Genomic DNA, 22118 nt, shown 5'->3' on the forward strand with positions numbered 1-22118 from the left:
ACATTTCCAGTAAACCCTCGTTCACTTCTCACCTCCCAAGGGGCTGTGCCTCATGTCTGGAACGACCGGTACCACTTCAGTGATCGTCGCGGGCGCCCGCACGCCCATGGGCCGACTGCTCGGCTCCCTCAAGTCCTTCTCGGGCGCCGACCTCGGCGGCGTCGCCATCAAGGCCGCGCTCGACCGGGCCGGCATCGGCGGCGACCAGGTCCAGTACGTGATCATGGGCCAGGTGCTCCAGGCCGGCGCGGGCCAGATCCCGGCCCGCCAGGCGGCCGTCAAGGCCGGCATCCCGATGAGCGTGCCCGCGCTCACGATCAACAAGGTCTGTCTCTCGGGCCTCGACGCGATCGCGCTCGCCGACCAGCTGATCCGCGCCGGCGAGTTCGACGTGGTGGTGGCCGGCGGCCAGGAGTCGATGACCAACGCCCCGCACCTGCTGCCGAAGTCCCGCGAGGGCTACAAGTACGGCGCGATCGAGATGCTCGACGCGATGGCGTACGACGGTCTGACCGACGCCTTCGAGAACATCGCCATGGGCGAGTCCACCGAGAAGCACAACGCCCGCCTCGGCATCGAGCGCGCCCCGCAGGACGAGATCGCGGCGCTGTCCCACCAGCGCGCCGCCGCCGCCCAGAAGAACGGGCTCTTCGAGGCCGAGATCACCCCGGTCGAGATCCCGCAGCGCAAGGGCGAGCCGGTGATCTTCGCCAAGGACGAGGGCATCCGCGCGGAGACGACCGCCGAGTCCCTCGGCAAGCTGCGCCCGGCCTTCGCCAAGGACGGCACGATCACGGCCGGCACCTCCTCGCAGATCTCGGACGGCGCGGCCGCGGTCGTGGTCATGTCCAAGGCGAAGGCCGAGGAGCTGGGCCTGGAGTGGATCGCGGAGATCGGCGCCCACGGCAACGTGGCGGGCCCCGACAACTCCCTCCAGTCGCAGCCGTCCAATGCCATCAAGCACGCCCTGGGCAAGGAGGGCCTGGAGGTCTCGGACCTCGACCTCATCGAGATCAACGAGGCGTTCGCGGCGGTCGCGGTCCAGTCAATGAAGGACCTCGGGGTCACCCCGGAAAAGGTGAACGTCAACGGCGGCGCGATCGCCCTTGGCCACCCCATCGGCATGTCGGGCGCGCGCGTGGTGCTCCACCTGGCCCTTGAGCTCAAGCGGCGTGGCGGCGGTACGGGTGCGGCGGCGCTGTGCGGCGGCGGCGGCCAGGGCGACGCCCTGATCATCAAGGTCCCGGGCAAGTAGGCGCTGTTCCCGGCGGTACGTACGCACTGATCACTGGTCACTGAACCGAACGGAGCGGCAATGGTGGACGTCCCCGAACTGGTGGCACAGGCGAGGGAGGGCCGGCCGCGCGCCGTTGCCCGGCTGATCTCGCTGGTCGAGGGGGCGTCCCCGCAACTGCGCGAGGTGATGGCGCAGTTGGCTCCGCTGACGGGCGGGGCGTACGTGGTGGGCCTCACGGGCTCCCCGGGTGTCGGCAAGTCGACATCGACGTCGGCGCTGGTGACGGCGTACCGGCGGGCCGGGAAGCGGGTCGGGGTCCTTGCCGTCGACCCCTCCTCGCCGTTCTCCGGGGGCGCCCTGCTGGGCGACCGGGTCCGTATGTCGGACCACGCCTCCGACCCCGGCGTCTACATCCGCTCGATGGCCACCCGGGGGCACCTGGGCGGCCTCGCCTGGTCGGCTCCGCAGGCGATCCGCGTCCTGGACGCGGCGGGCTGCGAGGTGATCCTGGTGGAGACGGTCGGCGTCGGCCAGTCCGAGGTCGAGATCGCCTCCCAGGCGGACACCTCGGTGGTCCTGCTCGCCCCCGGCATGGGCGACGGCATCCAGGCGGCGAAGGCGGGAATCCTGGAGATCGGCGACGTATACGTCGTCAACAAGGCGGACCGCGACGGCGCGGACGCGACCGCCCGCGAGCTCAACCACATGCTGGGGCTCGGCGAGGCGCGCGGTGCGGGTGACTGGCGCCCGCCCATCGTCAAGACGGTGGCGGCCCGGTCCGAGGGCATCGACGAACTCGTGGAGGCGCTGGAGAAGCACCACGCGTGGATGGCGGAGCGGGGGGTGCTGGGGGAGCGGCGGCTGGCTCGCGCGGCGCGGGAGGTCGAGACGATCGCGGTCACGGCCCTGCGCGAACGCATCGGCGACCTCCACGGCGACCGCCGCCTGGACGCGCTGGCGTCCCGCATCATCGGGGGCGAGCTGGACCCGTACGCGGCGGCGGACGAGCTGGTGGCGGGGCTCACGGGCGAGTAGGTGCCCGGCGGGTGATCTCCCGGGGGCTGCGTCCCCGGACCCCGTTGCGGGGCTTCGCCCCGGGCCCCGTGTTCACCCGCGGGTTCGGTGGGGGCTGGTCGCGCAGTTCCCCGCGCCCCTTAGGTAACTCCAGCCTCTCCGGTGTGCGAGAAACGGGGCGCGGGTAAATCCAGCCCCTCCGGCGTTTGAGGAGCGGGGTCCGGGGCGGAGCCCCGAAGCGGGGTGCAGGGGCCGCAGGCCCCGCAAGCGGGTGCAGGGGCGCAGCCCCGCCCGGGGGTCCGGGGGCGCAGCCCCCGGGAAACCCACCTCACCCCCCACCCACCCCCGGAGGGTTAAGGGAACGGGCGGGGAGGGGCAAAACCTCAGAGCTTGCCGCGGTGCCCGCGCAGATGCTCCGCCACCGGCGTCAGCGACGCCCGCAGATCCGACAGCGCCTCACTCGACAGCAAGTCGATGAAGTGCTTGCGCACCGACGCCACATGGTGCGGCGCCACCTTCCCCATCGTCTCCACCCCCGCCTCGGTCAGCACCGCGAACAGCCCCCGCCGGTCGGACTCGCAGTTCTCCCGGCGGACCAGACCCGCGTTCTCCATCCGCGTGATCTGGTGCGAAAGGCGGCTCTTGGACTGAAGGGTCGCGGCGGCGAGGTCGCTCATACGCAGCCGCTGCCCCTCGGCCTCCGAGAGGTTGACCAGGATCTCGTAGTCGTTGTTGGTCAGGCCGAACGGCTGCAGGTCCTTTTCCATCTGGTGCGTCAGCATCCTGTTGACGTCCAGATAGGTACGCCAGGCGCACTGCTCGCTATCGGTCAGCCAGTTGGTGGCCGTCTCGGTCTCCATATGTGGATTCTACCTAAGAAGTTGAATTCTGAACGAAGCCTGGGAGTGTGACGCCTCGCACGCACCGGCACAAGGGTGCGTCAGCGGCCCAGCCCAGGTCGTGGTCAGCGCCTGGCAAGGGTGCACGCGTTCGACGTCACACTCCGCAGACTACCGCTCACAGGCCGAAGCGACGCTGGAGGTCTCCGAGCTGGCCGGGAAGACGCGGTGCCGAACCCGCCGCCCCGCCCGCCCCGGCCGGCACTCCGCCGCCCGGAACGCCCGGCTCCGCGGGTACTTGCCCCGTCATCTGCTCGGCCATCAGCACCTCGGTGGACTGGAGCAGCACCGTACCCGCGCCCACGAACTCGAACTGGTGCTCCTCGCCCGACGTCCCCCCGAGCCCCGTCAGTGACCGGATTCCGCCCAGTACGCCCGTCATGTAGCCGTGATCGTAGTGGTGGCAGGGCGACGGACAGTCCGCCCAGCCCACCAGCGCCTGCGGGTCCACCCGGATCGGCGGCTCCATGAACACCACCGGTCCGTTGGACGCCGCCACGAACTTCCCGGTTCCGATCAGCGTCAGGAAACCCGGCACGATCGACTGCTTGAGCGCCAGCGTCGGTTGGTAGGCCAGCAGGTTCCCGGCCCGGATGGTGAGGTTGCCGTCCTCCAGGTCGTACGAGTTGACGTCGAAGGCCCGGTCCGCGAGCAGCATCTTGCCGGAGCCGTCCGCGACCACCCAGTCGCTCGCGTGCAGCGGCGAGTGGAAGCTGGTGCGCAGCAGCCGGTCGAGGCGACCGTGGCCGATGCCGTTGAACTCGATGCGCCCGTAGTAGGCGATCATCTTGCCCTTCTGCAGGAACCACTGGCTCGATTTGAGCTCCACGCAGAAGGTGTACTTGTTGACGTTGTCGTCCGCGGGCAGGGAGTGCGGGTCAAAGATCGACGGCCCTCCGGGCAGGGGGGTACTCACAGCTTCTCCTCCGAGGCCTGGACGTACACCGCGCCGTTGCCGGACAGTTCGAGTTGGAAGGCCTCTCCCGAGCCCCGGCCCACCATGTCCCGCCAGCCCAGCGCCGTGGACAGCTTGTTGCGTACGTCGCCGTGGTGGGCCACGTACGCCTGCGGGTCGACGTGGACCGGGCGCTGCGGGGTGATCGGCAGCTCGATCACGCCGCCGTGCGCCATCACGGCGACCGCGCCGTGGCCCTTGAGCGTGGTGGTGAACAGGCCCTGGCCCGTCACCTGGCCCCGGACCATGCCCATGACGCCGCCCTGCGAGCCCATGAACATCGTGCCCTGCTGGAGGGTGCCGTCGAAGGCGAGCAGCCGGTCCGCCTCCACGCACAGGGTGTCCCCGCCGAGGTTGATGACCTGGATGTGGTGGCCGCCGTGGCCGAACATCACCGTGCCGCTGCCCTCGACCGTCATCAGCGGCGTCGCCTCGTTGGCCACCCGCCGGCCGATCATCGACATCAGCCCGCCCTGGCCGCCCTGCATGTTGGGCGTGAACGACACCTCGCCCTTGTACGCGAGCATCGCGCCGCGCTGGCTGAACATCTTCTGGCCGGGGGCCACCGTGGCCTCGACCATCTTGGAGTTGATCTCGCGGAAGGGCATCAGACGTCCCCGCCGATCGTGTTGCGCTCGCTGGGCTGCACGTACACCAGTCCCTCGCCCTCGAAGCGGATCTGGAACGCCTCCCCCGAGCCCTCCCCGAGCAGGGTGCGGAAGGTCACCCCGGACTGGAAGTGCTGCTGGAGGTTGCCCTGGTGGGCGATGTACGCGCCCGGGTCCACCTGCAACGGGTACTGCGCGGAGACCCGCAGCACCACGGCCGGGCCGTCCGAGACGATCGCCGCCTGGCCGTGGCCCTCGACCGTGGTCGTGAACAGGCCGTTGCCCTGGGTCGCCCCGCGCAGTCCGGTGAAGGTGGTGCCGGTGCGCAGCCCCGCGTCGGTGGCGAGCAGATTGCTCGCCTCGACCCAGAGCTTGTCGCCCTGGAGCGAGACCAGGTTGATCTCGGAGGCGCGGTCGGCGAAGTAGCAGGTGCCGTTGCCCTTCACCTCCATCACGGTCATGGATTCGCCGGTCAGCCGGCGGGTCACCATGCCGCGGATGCCCTCACCGCCGCCGGACATCTTCTTGAAGGCCATCTGGCCGTCGTAGGCGACCATCGAGCCGTTCTTCGCCTTTACGGCGTCCCCGGCCATGTCGACGGCCAGCACTTTGCTGCCTTGGAGTCGGAACGTTGCCACGGGCTGACGTTAGCGGCCCCGTCCCCGCCCGACCAGGCCCTTGGGTGCCGGGCCCCGAACCCCGCCGGGGTCCGCGGGGACCCCCGCCAAGATCCCGGCGCCGCCGATGTCACAATGGAGAACGTTTGTGCTTGCGTTCACAAGCAACACCCTCCGACCCTCCCACCGAAGGTGCCCCCGTGGACATCAAGACCGCATCCGCCTTCCACCGCCTCCGGCTGGTCTCGGCCCCGGAAGCCGTCTCTTTCCTGCTGCTGCTCGTCTGCTCGGTGCTGAAGCGGACGACCGACGTCAACGCCGTCCCGGTGATGGGCGCGATCCACGGCATCCTCTTCATCCTGTACGTGGTCTTCTGGGCCGACGCCTGGAACAAGGCGAAGTGGCCGGTGAAGACCGCCGCCCTGTACTTCGTCCTGTCCGTGCTGCCGTTCGGCGGCTTCGTGGCCGAGCGCAAGCTCAAGCGCCAGGCCGAGGACGCCCTGATCGCCGCCCGCGCCCGCAAGGAAGGCGTGGTCGGAGCGTGATCGTCGCCTTCTCGGTCACCCCGCTGGGCGTCGGCGAGGACGTGGGGGAGTACGTGGCCGACGCCGTACGCGTCGTACGCGAGTCCGGGCTGCCGAACCGCACCGACGCCATGTTCACCTCGATCGAGGGGGAGTGGGACGAGGTGATGGACGTCGTCAAGCGCGCCGTCGCCGCCGTCGAGGCCCGTGCCCCGCGCGTCTCGCTCGTCCTGAAGGCGGACGTCCGCCCGGGCGTCACCGACGGGCTCACCTCCAAGGTGGAGACGGTGGAGCGCCACCTCTCCGCCTGAGAGCCGCTGTCCGAGCCCCCGGCCGCCCCGCGCGGCACCGGGGGCTCTTCCGTGCCGTGAGCCGGGTCAAACCGCTCGAACAAGAACCGCTCACTCGGAGTACTCCAGTCGACACACCGAAGAATCTCCACTTTTGTGGGGATATCTACCTGGCTCGATCAGCTGGAGGGCACAGTGCGGTCGGAGAGTCCGTCGGAGCAGTACGACTACGAGACCCACAGCCGGCTCGCCGGACCGCTCACAAAGCCGGACGGGGCGGCCTACCGGGTGCGGTACCGAAGTCTCCTCTCCGCCGAACCCCGCCGAATACGCGCCGTACTCCTGATGACGCTGGCGCCCGTGCTCACCGCGGTCCTCCTCGTCTACCTCGTCTGGCCCACCCACTGGGTGGAGCGCGAGGGCGGCGACGAATGGCTCGTCGGCCTCGACATCGCGATGCTCGTCGCGATCGGCCTGATCGAGCTCTTCATGGTCGCCAACGTCGTCTCGATCGCGCACGCCACCATGGTCGCCAGGGACCCCATACCGGTGTACCCCGAGCCCGGCACCCGGGTCGCCTTCCTCACCACCTGGGTGCCCGGCAAGGAGCCCATAGCCATGGTCCGGGCCACCCTGGAGGGCGCCGTCCGCCTCCACCACCCCGGCCCCCTCGACGTCTGGCTCCTGGACGAGGGCGACGACGAACGGGCCAAGGCGCTCTGCGAGGAGCTGGGGGTGCGCCACTTCACCCGCAGCGGCGTCCCCGAGTGGAACCGCAAGAAGGGCCCGCACAAGGCCCGTACCAAGCACGGCAACTACAACGCCTGGCTCGCCATGCACGGCGCCGGCTACGACTTCTTCGCCTCCGTCGACACCGACCACGTGCCGCTCCCCAACTTCCTGGAGCGGATGATGGGCTACTTCCGCGACCCCGACGTCGCGTTCGTGGTCGGCCCCCAGGTCTACGGGAACTACGACTCGCCCGTCACCAAGGCCGCCGAGTCCCAGCAGTTCCTCTTCCACGCGCTGATCCAGCGGGCCGGCAACCGCTACCGCGCCCCCATGTTCGTCGGCACCAACAACATCGTCCGGATCACCGCACTGCGCCAGGTCGGCGGGCTCTACGACTCGATCACCGAGGACATGGCCACCGGCTTCGAGCTGCACCGCCGCAAGAACCCCAGGACCGGCCACTTCTGGAGGTCCGTCTACACCCCGGACGTGCTCGCCGTCGGCGAGGGCCCGGAGTCCTGGACCGACTTTTTCACCCAGCAGACGCGCTGGTCGCGCGGCACGTACGAGACGCTGTTCAAGCAGTACTGGAAAGCGCTCTTCCGGGTCCCGCCCGGGCGGCTCCTCTCGTACACCCTGATGCTCGTCTACTACCCGATGACCGCCGTCAACTGGCTGCTCGGCATCGTCAGCTGCGTCCTGTTCCTCTGGTTCGGCGCCTCCGGCACGCAGGTCTCCGCCTCCGTCTGGCTGATGCTCTACAGCGACGCGGCCGCCCTCCAGATCGGGCTCTACCTCTGGAACCGCCGCCACAACGTCTCGCCCCACGAACCCCAGGGCTCCGGCGGGCTCGCCGGCATGGGGATGTCCGCGCTCTCCGCGCCCATCTACCTCAAGTCGCTCTGCTCGGCAGTGCTGCGCACCCGCGGCCGGTTCGTCGTCACCCCCAAGGGCGGTGAAGCCAGCCCCGACCGGCTGTGGACCTTCCGCATCCACCTCTTCTGGGCCGCGGTGCTCGTCGTGTCCCTTGCCGCCTCGGTCCACTACGGCCACACCCATGTGGCGATGCGGACCTGGGCCGTCCTCGCCCTGGCCATCGCGCTGGCCCCCGTCGCCGTCTGGTCCTGGACCGCCCGGCGCGAGCGCGCGGCCGCCAGGCAGCGGGCCCTGGCCCGGCCCGCCGAGCCCGAGGGGACGGAGGCCGCACTGGCCGCCGCACCGGCTGCCACGACGACCGGAGGGAACTGAACCATGGCCTACCGGCCCTCCCCGCGCACCAAGAAGACGCTCCTCGGCGGCGGCGCGGTCGTGCTGCTCGCCGGGCTCAACGCCCCGGCCGCGCTCTCCTTCGCCGAGGAGCAGTACCACGCGTACCAGATCCGCCAACCCGACTACATGCGCAAGTACGGCGCCTGGGACACCGTCGACATCCCCGCGAAGTACCGCACCAACGCGATCCACGCGGCCCTGCTGCACACCGGCAAGGTCCTGATCGTCGCCGGGTCGGGCAACAAGCAGGAGAAGTTCGACGCCGGCTCCTTCGACACCGTGCTGTGGAACCCGAAGGACAACACCTTCAAGAAGGTCCCCACCCCCGAGGACTTCTTCTGCTCCGGCCACGCCCAGCTCCCCGACGGCCGCCTCCTGGTGGCGGGCGGCACCGCCCGCTACGAGGTCCTGGACGCCCAGGTGAAGCGGGCCGGCGGCGGGATGCGGGTCAAGAACGAGAACCCGGACAAGCCCGTCACCATCAAGAAGGGCACCCGGTTCCGCTCCCCTTCGGGCGTCGAGTACGTCTCCAAGTTCGACGTCACCGTGCCCCGGGCCAAGCGCGAGTTCGTGGTCAGCTACTACGCGACCGGCCAGATGAAGCCGTGGAAGACCAAGGTCACCGCGGCCGAGGCCCGCGTCTTCGTGGAGGCCGCCGCCGAGGGCCCGAAGTTCGTGGCCACCGACCAGGCCCAGTACGAGATCGAGGGCCTCAAGGGCGACGACGCCGACAACACGTACGGCCTCGCCGAGAAGATCACCATGGACAAGCAGGACTTCCAGGGCATCCGGGCGGCCTACGAGTTCGACCCGAAGGCGGAGAAGTACCTACCCGTCGCCCCGATGCAGGAGGCCCGCTGGTACCCGACGCTCACCACCCTCCAGGACGGCAAGGTCCTCGCCGTCTCCGGGCTCGACGACGTGGGCACGATCCTCACGGGCGAGAACGAGATCTACGACCCCAGGACGAAGAAGTGGGCCAAGGGGCCCTTCCGGTACTTCCCCACGTACCCCTCGCTCTTCCTCACCAAGAGCGGCAAGCTCTTCTACTCGGGCGCCAACGCGGGCTACGGGCCCGCCGACAAGGGCCGCGAGCCGGGGCTGTGGGACATCGCCACCAACACCTTCACCAAGATCAACGGCCTGGGCGACGGCGACCAGCTCGAAACGGCCAGCTCGCTGCTGCTCCCGCCCGCCCAGGAGCAGAGGTTCATGCTGCTGGGCGGCGGCGGGGTCGGCGAGTCCAAGAAGTCCACGCCCCGCACCGCGCTGATCGACCTCAAGCAGGACAGCCCCGCTTTCAAGACCGGCCCCGTGCTCCCGCAGGGCACCCGCTACCTGAACAGCGTGATCCTGCCCGACGACTCCGTCTTCACCAGCGGCGGCTCCGAGGACTACCGGGGCCGCGGCTCCAGCAACATCCTCAAGGCTCAGTTCTACGACCCCGCCGCCAACGCCTTCCGTGAGGCCGCCGACCCCACGGTCGGGCGCAACTACCACTCCGAGGCGCTGCTGCTGCCCGACGGCAGGGTCGCCACCTTCGGCTCCGACTCGCTCTTCGGCGACAAGGACAACACCAAGCTCGGCAAGTTCGAGCAGCGCATGGAGATCTACACCCCGCCCTACCTCTACCGTGACAAGGACAGGCGCCCCGCCCTCGGCGACGGCCCGCAGGCGGTCGGCCAGGACCGCCGCGCCACCTTCCCCGCCGCCCACCCCGAGCGGATCGCCAGGGCCCGGCTGATGCGGCCGAGCGCGGTCACCCACACCACGGACGTCGAGCAGCGCTCGATCGACGTGCGGCTGACCAAGGACCGGAACTCGGTGACGGTCGAGGTGCCGCGCGACAAGGCCCTCGTCCCGCCCGGCTGGTACATGCTCTTCGTCACGGACGCCGAGGGCACGCCGTCCGAGGCGAAGTGGCTGTTGATCGACTGATTGCTCAGGCGGTCGAGCGGCGGGCCAGGCCCAGGGCGTAATCCGGCCACCAGGCGCCCGCCGCGGGCCCGCCCCGGCAGGTCCCGTCCGAGTCGCCGGGCCGCTTGATCCACAGATACGCGTCGAGCCGCTGGTCGCCGGTGCTGGTGGTCGGCGGGGTGCCGAGGGCCCGGCCGGGCGGGTTGCACCAGGCCTGGCCGGGGTCGTCGAGCAGCGGCCCGGCCCCGTTGCGGCTGGTGTCGATCACGAAGTGCTTGCCGCCGAGCCCCTGCGAGACCCTGGTGCCGTACGCCCGTACGGCGTCGTCGGTCTGGAAGTTGGAGACGTTCAGTGCGAACCCGTCCGCCCGGACGACCCCGGCCCGGGTCAGCGGCTCGACCAGCTTGACCGGGTCGGGGATCCACGCCGGGTTGCCCGCGTCCAGGTACACCTGGGTGTTCGGCAGCTTCTTGAAGTGGTCGATCGCCTCGTTGAGCAGCTGGTAGCGCTCGTCCCAGTGCTCGGGCGTGGTGCAGCCGTCGATCATGTGGGCCACCGCGTCCGGCTCCAGGACCACGATCGCCTTGGCGTCCCCGATCGCCTCGGCGAACATGCCGAACCAGGTGCGGTACGCGGCCGTGTCCGCGGCCCCGCCCGCCGAGAGCCCGCCGCAGTCGCGGTGCGGGATGTTGTACGCCACGAGCAGGATCGTGCGCTGGTCCTTGGCGGCGCCCGCCACGGCCCGGCGGATCCCGGGCCCCGGGTTGTCCCACGCGGGCCAGTCCGCCATCGGCCGGTCCGCGATCCGCCGCAGCGCCTCGGCGTCGGCGGTGCGCCCCTGCCCCTCCCAGATCTTGATCTGCTTGGCGGCGCTGCTGTCCGGGTCGACCCAGAAGGGCCCGCCGGGCGCCGGTTCGGCGCCCTCGCCCGTGGAGTGGCGCCGGCCTTCGGTCGAGGTGGCGCCGGGATCCGGGTCGGGGGAGCCCGAGCAGCCGACCGCCAGGGTGAGCAGGGCGGCGGCGAGCAGGATGCGGTGCCGGGCGGTTCCGTGCCGGGACATACGGCTCCCTGGGGTCACAGGGCGTACACAGGACGCGAACAATCCTGACATATTGGTCACTCTCCGCAGTGGAGCGCCACGGGCCGGGGCGCGGGCAGTTGTGTGGGCCGAAGTGTGAGACGGGGCTGACCGGCATGTGACCAGTCGGTAAGGTCAATGCGTGCCGAAGCCGCTCAGCCTCCCGTTCGACCCCATCGCCCGCGCCGACGAACTCTGGCAGCAGCGCTGGGGGCCGGTCCCCTCCATGGGGGCGATCACCTCGATCATGCGCGCGCACCAGATCCTGCTCGCCGAGGTCGACGCGCTCGTCAAGCCGTACGGGCTGACCTTCGCGCGGTACGAGGCGCTGGTGCTGCTCACCTTCTCCAAGGCGGGTGAGCTGCCGATGTCCAAGATCGGCGAGCGACTGATGGTCCACCCCACCTCGGTGACGAACACCGTGGACCGCCTGGTGCGGTCCGGGCTCGTCGACAAGCGCCCCAACCCCAACGACGGGCGGGGCACGCTGGCGTCCATCACGGACAAGGGCCGCGAGGTCGTCGAGAACGCGACGCGGGATCTGATGGAGATGGATTTCGGGCTGGGTGCGTACGACGCGGAGGAGTGCGGGGAGATCTTCGCGCTGCTGCGGCCGCTGCGCGTTGCCGCGGGCGATTTCGCGGACGGGTGAGAGCTCGGTCCTGGCCGTGATTTTGCCGGGTGCGGGTCGTTCTGGGCTGGTCGCGCAGTTCCCCGCGCCCCTTCAGGGGCCCGGGCAAGATCGCCCGGAACGGGCCGTTACGCTCGTGGGCATGAAAAAGAGCGTGCTCACCCGCTACCGGATCATGGCTTACGTCACCGGTGTCCTCCTCGTCCTGCTCGCCCTTGGCGTGATCGCCAAGTATCTGCTGGACATGGACGGCGCGGCCGACTTCACCAAGATCGTGGGCATCGCGCACGGCTGGCTGTACGTCCTGTACCTCGTCTGCGCCTTCGACCTCGGCTCCAAGGCGAAGTGGCCGGTCGGCAAGCAGCTCTGGGTCCTGCTCGCGGGCACCATTCCCACCGCCGCGTTCTTCGTCGAGCGCAAGGTCTCCCGCGAGGTCGAGGCCCTGGTCACGGACCCGGAGCCGGCCGCGGCCCAGGCGTAACCCCACCGCCCGCGGAGAACCGTGGGCGGCTGGCCATCGACATTTACTAGGACGTCCTAGTAAATTCGAAGGTATGGACGCTGACGCCATCGAGGAAGGCCGCCGACGCTGGCAGGCCCGTTACGACAAGGCCCGCAAGCGGGACGCGGACTTCACCACGCTCTCCGGGGACCCGGTCGACCCGGTCTACGGGCCCCGCCCCGGCGACACCTACGAGGGCTTCGAGCGGATCGGATGGCCCGGCGAGTACCCGTACACCCGCGGTCTCCACGCGACCGGCTACCGGGGCCGGACCTGGACCATCCGGCAGTTCGCCGGGTTCGGCAACGCCGAGCAGACCAACGAGCGCTACAAGATGATCCTCGCGGCGGGCGGCGGCGGCCTCTCCGTCGCCTTCGACATGCCGACCCTGATGGGCCGCGACTCCGACGACCCGCGCGCGCTGGGCGAGGTCGGCCACTGCGGTGTCGCCATCGACTCGGCCGCCGACATGGAGGTCCTGTTCAAGGACATCCCGCTCGGTGACGTCACGACGTCGATGACGATCAGCGGTCCCGCCGTGCCGGTGTTCTGCATGTACCTGGTCGCCGCCGAGCGGCAGGGCGTCGACCCGGGCATCCTCAACGGCACGCTCCAGACCGACATCTTCAAGGAGTACATCGCGCAGAAGGAGTGGCTCTTCCAGCCCGAGCCGCACCTGCGCCTCATCGGCGACCTGATGGAGCACTGCGCGGCCGGCATTCCCGCCTACAAGCCGCTGTCCGTCTCCGGGTACCACATCCGCGAGGCCGGGGCGACGGCCGCGCAGGAGCTGGCGTACACCCTGGCCGACGGCTTCGGATACGTGGAGCTCGGCCTCTCGCGCGGTATGGACGTGGACGTCTTCGCGCCCGGCCTCTCCTTCTTCTTCGACGCGCACCTCGACTTCTTCGAGGAGATCGCCAAGTTCCGCGCCGCGCGCCGGATCTGGGCCCGCTGGATGAAGGAGGTGTACGGGGCGAAGTCCGACAAGGCGCAGTGGCTGCGCTTCCACACCCAGACGGCCGGTGTCTCGCTGACCGCCCAGCAGCCGTACAACAACGTGGTGCGCACGGCCGTGGAGGCGCTCTCCGCGATCCTCGGCGGCACCAACTCGCTGCACACCAACGCCCTGGACGAGACGCTCGCCCTGCCCAGCGAGCAGGCGGCCGAGATCGCGCTGCGCACCCAGCAGGTGCTGATGGAGGAGACGGGTGTGGCCAATGTGGCCGACCCGCTCGGCGGTGCCTGGTACGTGGAGCAGCTCACCGACCGCATCGAGGCCGAGGCCGAGAAGATCTTCGACCAGATCAAGGAGCGCGGGACGCGGGCGCACCCCGACGGCAAGCACCCGATCGGCCCGATCACCTCCGGCATCCTGCGCGGCATCGAGGACGGCTGGTTCACCGGCGAGATCGCCGAGTCGGCGTTCGAGTACCAGCGGTCCCTGGAGAAGGGTGACAAGCGGGTCGTGGGCGTCAATGTGCACCACGGGTCCGTCACCGGTGACCTGGAGATCCTGCGGGTCAGCCATGAGGTGGAGCGGGAGCAGGTGCGGGTTCTGGCGGACCGCAAGGGTGCGCGCGACTCGGCGCGCGTGAAGGCCGCTCTGGACGCGATGCTCTCCGCCGCGCGCGACGGTTCGAACATGATCGCGCCGATGCTGGACGCGGTGCGGGCCGAGGCGACCCTGGGTGAGATCTGCGGGGTGCTGCGGGACGAGTGGGGCATCTACACGGAGCCGGCGGGGTTCTGAGCGCGGTACCGGGTTGTTGTTCGGGTGCGGGTGGACTGCGGCTGGTCGCGCAGTTCCCCGCGCCCCTGAATGCGCCCCTTCGGAGCGCCCAAGGGATTGCCGCGCAGCGGCATTTAAGGGGCGCGGGGAACTGCGCGACCAGCCCCCACCGGCCCGCAGCCGAGATCCGTGAACTCCCCGCGAAAGCGGGGCTACGTGGACCACGTCACGCGGAACTCCGCACCCCCGCCCGCCGCGTTCCGGACCGACAGTTCCGCCCCGTGCGCCCGGGCGATCTGGCGGGCCATCGCCAGGCCCAGGCCCGAACCCGGTAGGGCTCGGGCGCGGTCGGCCCGGTAGAAGCGGTCGAAGACGTACGGGAGGTCCTCCTCCGCGATGCCGGGGCCGTGGTCCCGTACCGTCAACTCGCGGGCCGAGAGCGTCACTTCGATCTCCGCGCCCGGTGGGCTGAACTTCGCCGCGTTGTCCAGGAGGTTGGACAGCAGCCGGGCCAGGCGGGCCGGGACGCCCGGGAGCGTGGCGGACGCGTCCGCCAGGTCCAGGCGGAACGGGGTGGACGGCCAGTGCGCGCGGGCCGTGTCCACCGTGTGCGCCACCAGCGGGGCGAGGCGCACCTCCTCCAGGAGCGGGGTGGGCTCCTCGTCCCTGGCCAGGTCGATCAGGTCGTTCACCATGACCGTGACCTCCCGGATCTGGCGGCCCAGTGCTGAGGACGCCCGAGTGCGCTGAGCCTCCGTCAGGCGATCGGCGCGGGCGAGGAGTTCGGCGTTGGTGCGCAGTGCGGTGAGCGGGGTGCGCAGCTCGTGGGAGGCGTCCGCGACCAGCCTGCGCTGGGCGGTCACCGACTGCTCCAGCTCGCCCAGCATGGTGTTGAAGGACGCGGCGAGCCGGGTCACCTCGTCCTCCTTGCCCGACGGGCCCGGCGGCAGCTCGATGCGGTGGCTGGGGTCCCGGGTGGCCGCGATGTGCTCGGCGGTCGCGGTGAGCCGGGCGACCGGGGCGAGGCCGGTGCGCGAGACCCAGTAGCCGAGTCCGGCGGCGAGCAGCACCCCGGCCGCGCCGACCCCGGTGAGCAGCTGGGCCGCCTGCCGTACGCCCTCTTCCACCGTGTCGGCGCGCAGGGCGACCTGGAGCGCCTCGCCGTGCGGCAGCGTGGTGGTGAGCATGCGGGCCGGGTGGCCGGAGATCCTGATGTTGGTGAAGTACGGGCGGCGCTGCCCGGCCGCCACCTGGCGGGCCTGGGGCGGGACCGGCAGCAGATACGGCTTGGCCGGGTCCTTCGCCGGGTCCTTCGGGACGATCTGGGCGCAGGCCGGGGAGGAGAGGAAACGGCACTCGCCGTTGAGCACGCCGGGTGCCTCGCCCCGGTTCCGCTGGGCGGCCAGGGTCGCGGACTGGGTGAGGTTCAGATTGAGCTGGTGGAACAGCTCGTAGCGGATCACGAAGAACGCGGCCGCGCAGACGCCGAGCGCGACCAGCGCCACCGCCGCCGAGGCGGCCACGGCGAGCCGGGTGCGCAGCGGACGGCGGCGCCGCCAGCGGGCGCCGAGGCGGTGGCGGGCGCTCACGCGGTGTCCAGCCGGTAGCCGACGCCGTGGACGGTGTGGACGAGCCGGGGCTCGCCGCCCGCCTCCAGCTTGCGGCGCAGATAACCCACGTACACCGCGAGGGAGTTGGAGTCCGGACCGAAGTCGCGGCCCCAGACGAGCTCCAGGATCATCTCGCGCGGCAGGACCTGGCCGGGGTGGCGCATGAGCAGTTCGAGCAGGGCGGACTCGGTGCGGCTGAACTCCAGCGGGCGTCCGGCGCGGTGGCCGGTCCTGGTGGCGGGGTCGAGGACCAGGTCCGCGAAGACCAGCCGCTCCGGATCCGGCTCCTCGGGCGCCGCCCTGCGCAGCAACGCCCTTACCCGCGCGATGAGTTCGTCCAGTGCGAACGGCTTGACGAGGTAGTCGTCGGCGCCCGCCTCCAGGCCGTCGACGCGTTCGCTCACCGAGTCGAGCGCGGTCAGTACGAGGACGGGGGTGCGGTCACCGAGCGCCCGCAGCTGACGGCAGACCGCCAGCCCGTCCAGGACCGGCATCATCACATCGAGGACCACCGCGTCCGGCTGCCAGGCGGCGATCTCGGCGAGCGCCGCGAGCCCGTCGGCGGCGCCCCGCACCTCGTACCCCTCGACGGCGAGGCCGTCCTCCACGGCGGCCCGCACCTCCGGCTCGTCGTCGACGACGAGGATGCGGGCCGGGGGCCGGGTGTGTGCGCTGCTGCTCATGGGCAAAGAGTGCCAAACACCGCTCTTAGAAGCCTCTTAAGCCACCCCGCGAACCTTCGGGGCATGCGCACACCACTCTCTGTCGTGATCGGTGCGGGCGGCACCGGCGGCCACATCTACCCCGGGCTCGCGCTCGCCGAGGCGCTGCGCCGGGCCGTCCCGGACGCGGTGATCTCTTTCGTCGGTACGGAGCGGGGCCTGGAGGGCGAGCTCATCCCCGCCGCCGGGTACCGGCTGCACACCGTCGACATGATCCCCTTCGACCCGGCGCTCGGCGCCCGCCGCTATCTGCTGCCCGCCGCGCTGCTGAAGTCCGGCGCGCAGTGCCGGGCGATCCTGCGGGCGCAGGGCGCGCAGGTCGCCGTGGGGATGGGCGGCTATCCCAGCGCGCCCGTCATCGTCGGCGCCAGACTCGCCGGACTGCCCAGCCTGATCCACGAGTCCAACGCGGTGCCGGGCCGGGCCAACCAGTTCGCGGCCCGGCTCACCCGGAACATCGCGGTCGCCTTCGACCGCAGCCGGGCGCACCTGGCGGGCGGCGCCGACGCCGTCACCACCGGGATGCCGATCTCCTCGGCGCTGGCCCGGCTCGACCGGCCGTCGCTGCGGGCCGAGGCCCGGCGGGCGCTGGACGTGCCGCCCGGGGCGCGGCTCGTGCTCGTCAACGGCGGCAGTCTGGGCGCGGCCCGGCTCACCGAGGCGGCGGTCGGACTGGCCCGGCGCTGGCAGGGGCGCGACGACGTCCACCTGCTGATCAAGACCGGTCCCGCGGCGCTCGACGAGACCCGGCGGCGGCTGACCGGGCTGTGGGGCGCGCGGGCCGTGCCGTACCTCGACCGGATGGACCTCGCGTACGCGGCCGCCGATCTGGTGGTGTGCCGGGCCGGTTCGGCGACGGTCGCGGAACTGGCCAGCACGGGCGTACCGGCGGTCCTCGTCCCGTATCCGCACGCGCCCGGCGACCACCAGACGCACAACGCGCGGGTGCTCTCGGACGCCGGGGCGGGGCTGCTGCTCCCGGACGCCGAGACCACCGCCGACCGGCTGGCCGAGCTCGTCGAGCCGCTGCTCGCCGACCCGGCGCGGCTCGCCGCGATGGCGGGGGCGGCGGATCCCGGGTGCCATGCGCGGGCGGCGGAGCTGCTGGCGGCGCGGGTGCTCGAACTGGCCGCACACACGACGATTTCTTCCATGAAGGAGCACGCAGTATGAGCTGGAACAACCGGACCGTCCTGGTCACCGGAGCCGAGGGCTTCATCGGCTCGACCCTCGTCGACCTGCTGGTCGAACAGGGCGCGCGGGTGCGGGCGTTGGTGCACTACAAGCCGTACGCGGAGAAGGGCTACCTCGCGCATCTGCTCGACCACCCGGCGGTCGAGATGATCGCGGGCGACGTGCGCGACGCCGGGCGGGTCTCGGACGCGGTCGCCGGATGCGACACCGTCTTCCACCTCGCCGCGCTGATCGGCATCCCGTACAGCTACGACTCGCCGGGCGCGTACGTCCAGACGAACGTCGTCGGCACGGAGAACATCGCGGAGGCCTGCCGCCGGCACTCGGTGCGGCGGCTTGTGCACACCTCGACGAGTGAGGTGTACGGGACGGCGCGGACGGTGCCGATCGCGGAGGACCACCCGCTCCAGCCGCAGTCGCCGTACTCCGCGTCGAAGATAGGCGCGGACATGATGGCGCTGTCCCACTGGCACGCCTTCGAGCTGCCGGTGACGGTGGTGCGGCCGTTCAACACGTACGGCCCCCGGCAGTCGGCGCGGGCGGTGATCCCGACGATCCTGTCCCAACTCCACGCGGGGGTGAAGGAGATCCGGCTCGGCTCGCTCACTCCGACGCGTGACTTCACGTACGTGACGGACACCGCGCGGGGGTTCCTGGCGGTGGCGTCGTGCGACCGGGCGGTGGGGGAGGTGGTGAACCTGGGGTCGGGCCGGGAGATCTCGATCGGGGACCTGGCGGAGTCCCTCATCGCGGCGTCCGGCCGGTCCGCGCGGATCGTGGTCGACCCGGCGCGGCTGCGGCCCTCGGGCAGCGAGGTGGAACGCCTGCTGTCCGACAACTCGCGGGCGCGGGAGTGGGCGGGGTGGGAGCCGGAGGTGTCCCTGGGGGAGGGGCTGAAGCGGACGTCCGAGTGGGTGGAGGCGAATCTGGGGGCGTTTGGGGGCGGGTACGCGGTGTGACCCCCACCCCGCCCGTTCCCGCTGAGACATTTGCGGCTCCGCCGCGTGGCCTCCGGGGGTGGGTGGGGGTGGAGGTGGGTTTCCCGGGGGCTACGCCCCCGGACCCCCTGGCGGGGCCTGCGGCCCCTGCACCCCGCTTCGGGGCTCCGCCCCGGACCCCGCTCCTCAAACGCCGGAGGGGCTGAATTTTCCCGGGCCCCGCTCCTCGTACACCGGAGCGGCTGGAGTTACCTAAGGGGCGCGGGGAACTGCGCGAGCAACCACAGCCGACCCGCAGACGAACACCGGGCCGAAAAGGGGCGCGGGGAACTGCGCGACCAGCCCCCACCGGCCCGCAGGTGAACAGGGGTTCGGGGGCGTAGCCACCGAGGGTGGGATCAGGCCGTCGCCTGCAAGCCCGTGCAGATCAGCAGCGTGAACTCCCGCGCCCACTCCCGATCCACCGGCTCCGCGCTCACCAGCGCCCGATGCACCACCGCCCCCGCCACCACATCGAAGATGAGGTCGGCATGGCGCGCGGAGGTCGCCGGGTCGTCCTCGTACGGGAGTTCCCCCCGCACCTGCGCCCGCTCGCGGCCGATCAGTACGAGCCGTTTCTGGCGGTCCACGATCGCCGAGCGGATCCGGCCGCGCAGGGCGTCGTCGCGGGTGGATTCGGCGACCACGGCCATCAGGGCCGTCTGGGTCTCGGGGCGCTCCAGGATGGACGCGAACTGGAGCACCACGCCCTCCACGTCCGCCGCGAGGCTGCCGAGGTCGGGGAGTTCGAGCTCGTCGAAGAGGACCGCCACCGCGTCCACGACCAGCTCGTTCTTGCCCGCCCAGCGCCGGTACAACGTCGTCTTGGCGACGCCCGCGCGGGTCGCCACATCCCCCATCGTCAGTTTCGACCAGCCCAGCTCGACCAGCGCCTGCCGGGTCGCCAGCAGGATCGCCGCGTCCGCCTCGGGGCTGCGGGGGCGGCCGGGGCGCGCGGTTCTGCCGGGGCTGGATTCGGAACACATGACGTACGACCATACCGGCCGGTAAGGAATGCGCTGTGGGAGAGATCACGGCGCGTTCGGGGCCGTCCCGTACCGACTCCAGTTACGCTACGACTCGTAGCGAAAGGCTCCAGCGGCCTTTGAGCGACGACCACGAAGCAGTGACAAAACAACAGGAGACGCAGCAGCGGACGCAGCTGCGCACGCAGGGCCGCAGGCGCCGGGTGGGGACCCGGGTGCGCCGGGATCCTGCCACCGGTTGACCACACACGCGCGCGGAAGGGGGAGGATGTACGCATGCAGCCTAGGAACATGTCCATGAGCGGCGTCGTCGACCTCGCCGCGGTGAAGGCGGCCGGTGAGGCCAAGGCCAAGGCGGAGCAGGCCCGAGTCGAGGCCGCCCGCCAGGGCGGGGGCGCGGCCGTACCGCCGTCGGCCCTCGTGATCGATGTCGACGAGGCCGGATTCGAGCGCGACATCATCCAGCGTTCGGCCGAGGTGCCGGTCGTCATCGACTTCTGGGCCGAGTGGTGCGAGCCGTGCAAGCAGCTCGGCCCGCTGCTTGAGCGCCTCGCGGTGGAGTACAGCGGCCGCTTCCTTCTGGCCAAGATCGATGTCGACGCCAACCAGATGCTGATGCAGCAGTTCGGGATCCAGGGGATCCCGGCGGTCTTCGCGGTGGTCGCCGGGCAGGCGCTGCCCCTGTTCCAGGGCGCGGCCCCCGAGGCGCAGATCCGCGAGACCCTCGACCAGCTGATCCAGGTCGCCGAGGAGCGCTTCGGTCTCACCGGCATCGCCGTCGACGCGGACGCGAACGAGGACTCCGCGCAGGCCCCCGCCGCGGTCGCGGCCGGTCCTTATGACGCCCTGCTCGAAGCGGCCGTGACGGCCCTGGACTCCGGCGACCTGGCCGGCGCGGTCCAGGCGTACAAGAACGTGCTCGCCGACGACCCCGGCCACCCCGAGGCCAAGCTCGGCCTCGCCCAGGCCGAACTGCTGCGGCGCGTCCAGGACATGGACCCGCAGCAGGTCCGCAAGGACGCGGCGGAGAAGCCGGCGGACGTCACCGCCCAGATCGCCGCGGCGGATCTGGACCTGGTGGGCGGACACGTCGAGGACGCGTTCGGCCGGCTCGTCGAGGCCGCCCGGGTCACCTCGGGCGACGACCGCGACGCGGCGCGGATGCGCCTGCTCGAACTCTTCGAAGTGGTCGGTTCCGACGACCCGCGGGTGACCAAGGCGCGGAGCGCGCTGGCGCGAGTTCTTTACTGAACCAGGGGCCCGAGTGCGGGCCGCTCCAGGGCCGCTGAGCTGTCATCGCGTGCATGTGCACCGCTGACGATTTGGCGACACGGAGACAAGCGGCGACCGCGCTTTACCAAAACTTGGTAAACGCGGTCGCTGTTACTGGCAGTAAATTGAACCGCTTCTTACGTCCGTATTGAGACGTCTAAATCCCCTTCTGTCCAGTGACTTGGGGGTACCAAGTGTGGCGGCCCGATGCCGGGCTGTCGCGCCACGGTTATCCCTCCGTTACTGGCAAGTAACGAACCCCCTTGCGCCCCTCCTCCGAATGGACCACGATCGGCCACGCTCGGTCCAATAACGAACCAGCCCGACAGCCACTCGGGGCTGGGCGTTTCCTGGGTCCCCACCGAGCCGGTCGACGGCCCTGCCGTCGACTGTGGACAGGGGGGTCTCCGCTCATCGGCGGGGCCTGTCCAGCAGGTTGTGCGTGATACGCGTCAGGCGCGACCAGTGGTTGTCGCTCGGGGGTGATCGCCGGTGATTCGGACGCGGTACGCGCCTGAGACTCGGGCGCTCCTTCCCGAGGGCGTAGCACTTCTCCCATCCCTGGACAGCCTGCGAGGGTCCGTCCCGGAGATGTACGTCCGAGAAGGAGGAAAGTCATGGAGTCCCAAGTTCGTGGCGGGACCAGATGGAAGCGGTTCGCGCTGGTCATGGTGCCCAGCGTGGCTGCCACGGCGGCGATAGGCATCGGGCTCGCCCAGGGTGCGCTGGCGGCGTCGTTCAGTGTGTCCGGGGTCGACTTCAAGGTCACGGCGGACCAGCTGGTCGGCCACAACATGCTTCAGTACGGGTCGATCGACAGCGGCGCGGGCAAGAACCACCCAGTGGTCGTGTCCGGCTTCAACCACGCCGAGATCACCAACATGTGCCAGTCCGTTGTGACGCCGCTCCCGTTCGATATCCCGGGCATCGGCAAGGCCGTCACGATGAAGATCGAGGCGGGCACGGAGGCGGGCAAGCCCGTCGTAGCGGACAACATCTACCTTGATGTGACCCAGCTCGACACCGACGCGACGTTCAAGAACATCGACATCGGTGTCGCGGCGGGCGAGGGTCAGGGCACGGGCGACGAACGCGTCGAGATCCAGCCCGGCAAGAAGGGCACGCCGGGCGAGAGCCCCAGCCAGTACGGCTTCGCGCAGCGCGCCAAGGAGGTCGTTCTGGACAAGGTGCAGCAGCGTGCGTGGGCAACCACAGCGGCCAGCTTCAAGCTCAATGGCCTCAAGCTGCGGCTGTCCGGTGGCTCCAACGAGTGCGAGTTGAAGCACTAGCAGGCACCTCACCCGGTGGCCGACGGAGTATGGCTCTCTCGGCCGCCGGGAAACTCTTTCTTC

The 22118-nt window shown here is 70.7% G+C and carries 21 protein-coding genes; 13 read left to right on the forward strand and 8 right to left on the reverse strand.

Translation table 11 applies throughout. The features are described from left to right. The first annotated feature begins 52 nt into the window (after nt 1-52). Together OG965_RS27865 and meaB are read left to right on the forward strand one after the other, a co-directional pair. Complete coding sequence (locus OG965_RS27865; RefSeq protein WP_371654791.1) at nt 53-1255, forward strand: acetyl-CoA C-acetyltransferase; 1203 nt, start codon at nt 53-55, stop codon at nt 1253-1255. Between the two features lie 60 nt (nt 1256-1315). Beyond that, nucleotides 1316-2272: a methylmalonyl Co-A mutase-associated GTPase MeaB gene (meaB, locus tag OG965_RS27870; RefSeq protein WP_371654792.1), complete on the forward strand. Its 957-nt coding sequence runs from the start codon at nt 1316-1318 to the stop codon at nt 2270-2272. Nucleotides 2273-2634: 362 nt separating this feature from the next. Here the strand turns inward: meaB and OG965_RS27875 are convergent, their stop codons facing one another. The 4 genes from OG965_RS27875 to OG965_RS27890 all read right to left on the reverse strand — a co-directional run bounded on the left by OG965_RS27875 (nt 2635) and on the right by OG965_RS27890 (nt 5351). After that, nucleotides 2635-3111 carry a MarR family winged helix-turn-helix transcriptional regulator gene (locus tag OG965_RS27875; protein ID WP_371654793.1) on the reverse strand — a complete coding sequence of 159 codons (477 nt, stop codon included), beginning with the start codon at nt 3109-3111 and terminating at the stop codon, nt 2635-2637. A 157-nt stretch (nt 3112-3268) separates the two neighbouring features. After that, nucleotides 3269-4066: an AIM24 family protein gene (locus OG965_RS27880; RefSeq protein WP_371654794.1), complete on the reverse strand. Its 798-nt coding sequence runs from the start codon at nt 4064-4066 to the stop codon at nt 3269-3271. After that, nucleotides 4063-4713 (reverse strand): AIM24 family protein, encoded by a 651-nt coding sequence (locus OG965_RS27885; RefSeq protein ID WP_371654795.1) that lies wholly within the window; start codon nt 4711-4713, stop codon nt 4063-4065. Before OG965_RS27885 ends, OG965_RS27880 begins: the two co-directional genes overlap by 4 nt. Then, a complete protein-coding gene (locus OG965_RS27890; protein ID WP_371654796.1) occupies nt 4713-5351 on the reverse strand; it encodes an AIM24 family protein in 639 nt (212 codons plus the stop codon). The genes OG965_RS27885 and OG965_RS27890 overlap by 1 nt, the downstream gene beginning before the upstream one ends. A 179-nt stretch (nt 5352-5530) precedes the next feature. On the opposite strand from OG965_RS27890, the gene OG965_RS27895 reads away from it, so the two are divergent. From OG965_RS27895 to OG965_RS27910, 4 genes are all read left to right on the forward strand, one after another. Further along, nucleotides 5531-5875 carry a DUF3817 domain-containing protein gene (locus OG965_RS27895; protein ID WP_371654797.1) on the forward strand — a complete coding sequence of 115 codons (345 nt, stop codon included), beginning with the start codon at nt 5531-5533 and terminating at the stop codon, nt 5873-5875. Then, entirely contained in the window at nt 5872-6165 is a 294-nt protein-coding gene (locus tag OG965_RS27900) for an MTH1187 family thiamine-binding protein (protein WP_190090896.1), read from the forward strand. The genes OG965_RS27895 and OG965_RS27900 overlap by 4 nt, the downstream gene beginning before the upstream one ends. A gap of 135 nt (nt 6166-6300) precedes the next feature. Next, a complete protein-coding gene (locus OG965_RS27905) occupies nt 6301-8124 on the forward strand; it encodes a glycosyltransferase family 2 protein (protein ID WP_371654798.1) in 1824 nt (607 codons plus the stop codon). Between the two features lie 3 nt (nt 8125-8127). Next, the gene (locus OG965_RS27910) at nt 8128-10083 is read left to right on the forward strand and encodes a galactose oxidase-like domain-containing protein (protein WP_371654799.1); all 1956 of its coding nucleotides are present in this window, start codon (nt 8128-8130) and stop codon (nt 10081-10083) included. 4 nt (nt 10084-10087) lie between these two features. Here the strand turns inward: OG965_RS27910 and OG965_RS27915 are convergent, their stop codons facing one another. Then, nucleotides 10088-11122, reverse strand: a complete 1035-nt coding sequence (locus OG965_RS27915) for a glycoside hydrolase family 6 protein (protein WP_371654800.1) — start codon at nt 11120-11122, stop codon at nt 10088-10090. 160 nt (nt 11123-11282) lie between these two features. Here OG965_RS27915 and OG965_RS27920 point away from each other — a divergent pair, with 160 nt between their 5' ends. From OG965_RS27920 to OG965_RS27930, 3 genes are all read left to right on the forward strand, one after another. After that, on the forward strand, nt 11283-11792 hold the full coding sequence (locus OG965_RS27920) for a MarR family winged helix-turn-helix transcriptional regulator (protein WP_371654801.1): 510 nt from the start codon (nt 11283-11285) through the stop codon (nt 11790-11792). A gap of 121 nt (nt 11793-11913) precedes the next feature. Beyond that, the gene (locus OG965_RS27925; RefSeq protein ID WP_371654802.1) at nt 11914-12252 is read left to right on the forward strand and encodes a DUF3817 domain-containing protein; all 339 of its coding nucleotides are present in this window, start codon (nt 11914-11916) and stop codon (nt 12250-12252) included. Between the two features lie 73 nt (nt 12253-12325). Continuing rightward, nucleotides 12326-14026: a methylmalonyl-CoA mutase gene (locus tag OG965_RS27930; RefSeq protein WP_371654803.1), complete on the forward strand. Its 1701-nt coding sequence runs from the start codon at nt 12326-12328 to the stop codon at nt 14024-14026. 191 nt (nt 14027-14217) lie between these two features. On the opposite strand, the gene OG965_RS27935 is transcribed toward OG965_RS27930, so the two are convergent. Both OG965_RS27935 and OG965_RS27940 read right to left on the reverse strand, forming a co-directional pair. Beyond that, nucleotides 14218-15594 (reverse strand): sensor histidine kinase, encoded by a 1377-nt coding sequence (locus OG965_RS27935; RefSeq protein WP_371654804.1) that lies wholly within the window; start codon nt 15592-15594, stop codon nt 14218-14220. Next, a complete protein-coding gene (locus OG965_RS27940) occupies nt 15591-16298 on the reverse strand; it encodes a response regulator transcription factor (RefSeq protein WP_371654805.1) in 708 nt (235 codons plus the stop codon). The genes OG965_RS27935 and OG965_RS27940 overlap by 4 nt, the downstream gene beginning before the upstream one ends. Nucleotides 16299-16361: 63 nt before the next feature. Between OG965_RS27940 and OG965_RS27945 the strand changes: the two genes are divergently transcribed. Together OG965_RS27945 and OG965_RS27950 are read left to right on the forward strand one after the other, a co-directional pair. Continuing rightward, nucleotides 16362-17510: a glycosyltransferase gene (locus OG965_RS27945; RefSeq protein ID WP_371654806.1), complete on the forward strand. Its 1149-nt coding sequence runs from the start codon at nt 16362-16364 to the stop codon at nt 17508-17510. Further along, nucleotides 17507-18490 carry a GDP-mannose 4,6-dehydratase gene (locus OG965_RS27950; protein ID WP_371654807.1) on the forward strand — a complete coding sequence of 328 codons (984 nt, stop codon included), beginning with the start codon at nt 17507-17509 and terminating at the stop codon, nt 18488-18490. Before OG965_RS27945 ends, OG965_RS27950 begins: the two co-directional genes overlap by 4 nt. 377 nt (nt 18491-18867) lie before the next feature. Here the strand turns inward: OG965_RS27950 and OG965_RS27955 are convergent, their stop codons facing one another. Then, entirely contained in the window at nt 18868-19494 is a 627-nt protein-coding gene (locus OG965_RS27955; protein ID WP_371654808.1) for a TetR/AcrR family transcriptional regulator, read from the reverse strand. 276 nt (nt 19495-19770) lie between these two features. Here OG965_RS27955 and OG965_RS27960 point away from each other — a divergent pair, with 276 nt between their 5' ends. Both OG965_RS27960 and OG965_RS27965 read left to right on the forward strand, forming a co-directional pair. After that, nucleotides 19771-20745, forward strand: a complete 975-nt coding sequence (locus OG965_RS27960; protein ID WP_371654809.1) for a tetratricopeptide repeat protein — start codon at nt 19771-19773, stop codon at nt 20743-20745. A gap of 638 nt (nt 20746-21383) precedes the next feature. Continuing rightward, nucleotides 21384-22055, forward strand: coding sequence for a DUF6230 family protein (locus OG965_RS27965; RefSeq protein WP_371654810.1), 672 nt, complete (start codon nt 21384-21386; stop codon nt 22053-22055). The last annotated feature ends 63 nt before the right edge of the window (nt 22056-22118 follow it).

The sequence above is a fragment of the Streptomyces sp. NBC_00224 genome (assembly GCF_041435195.1).
Classification (GTDB): Bacteria; Actinomycetota; Actinomycetes; order Streptomycetales; family Streptomycetaceae; genus Streptomyces.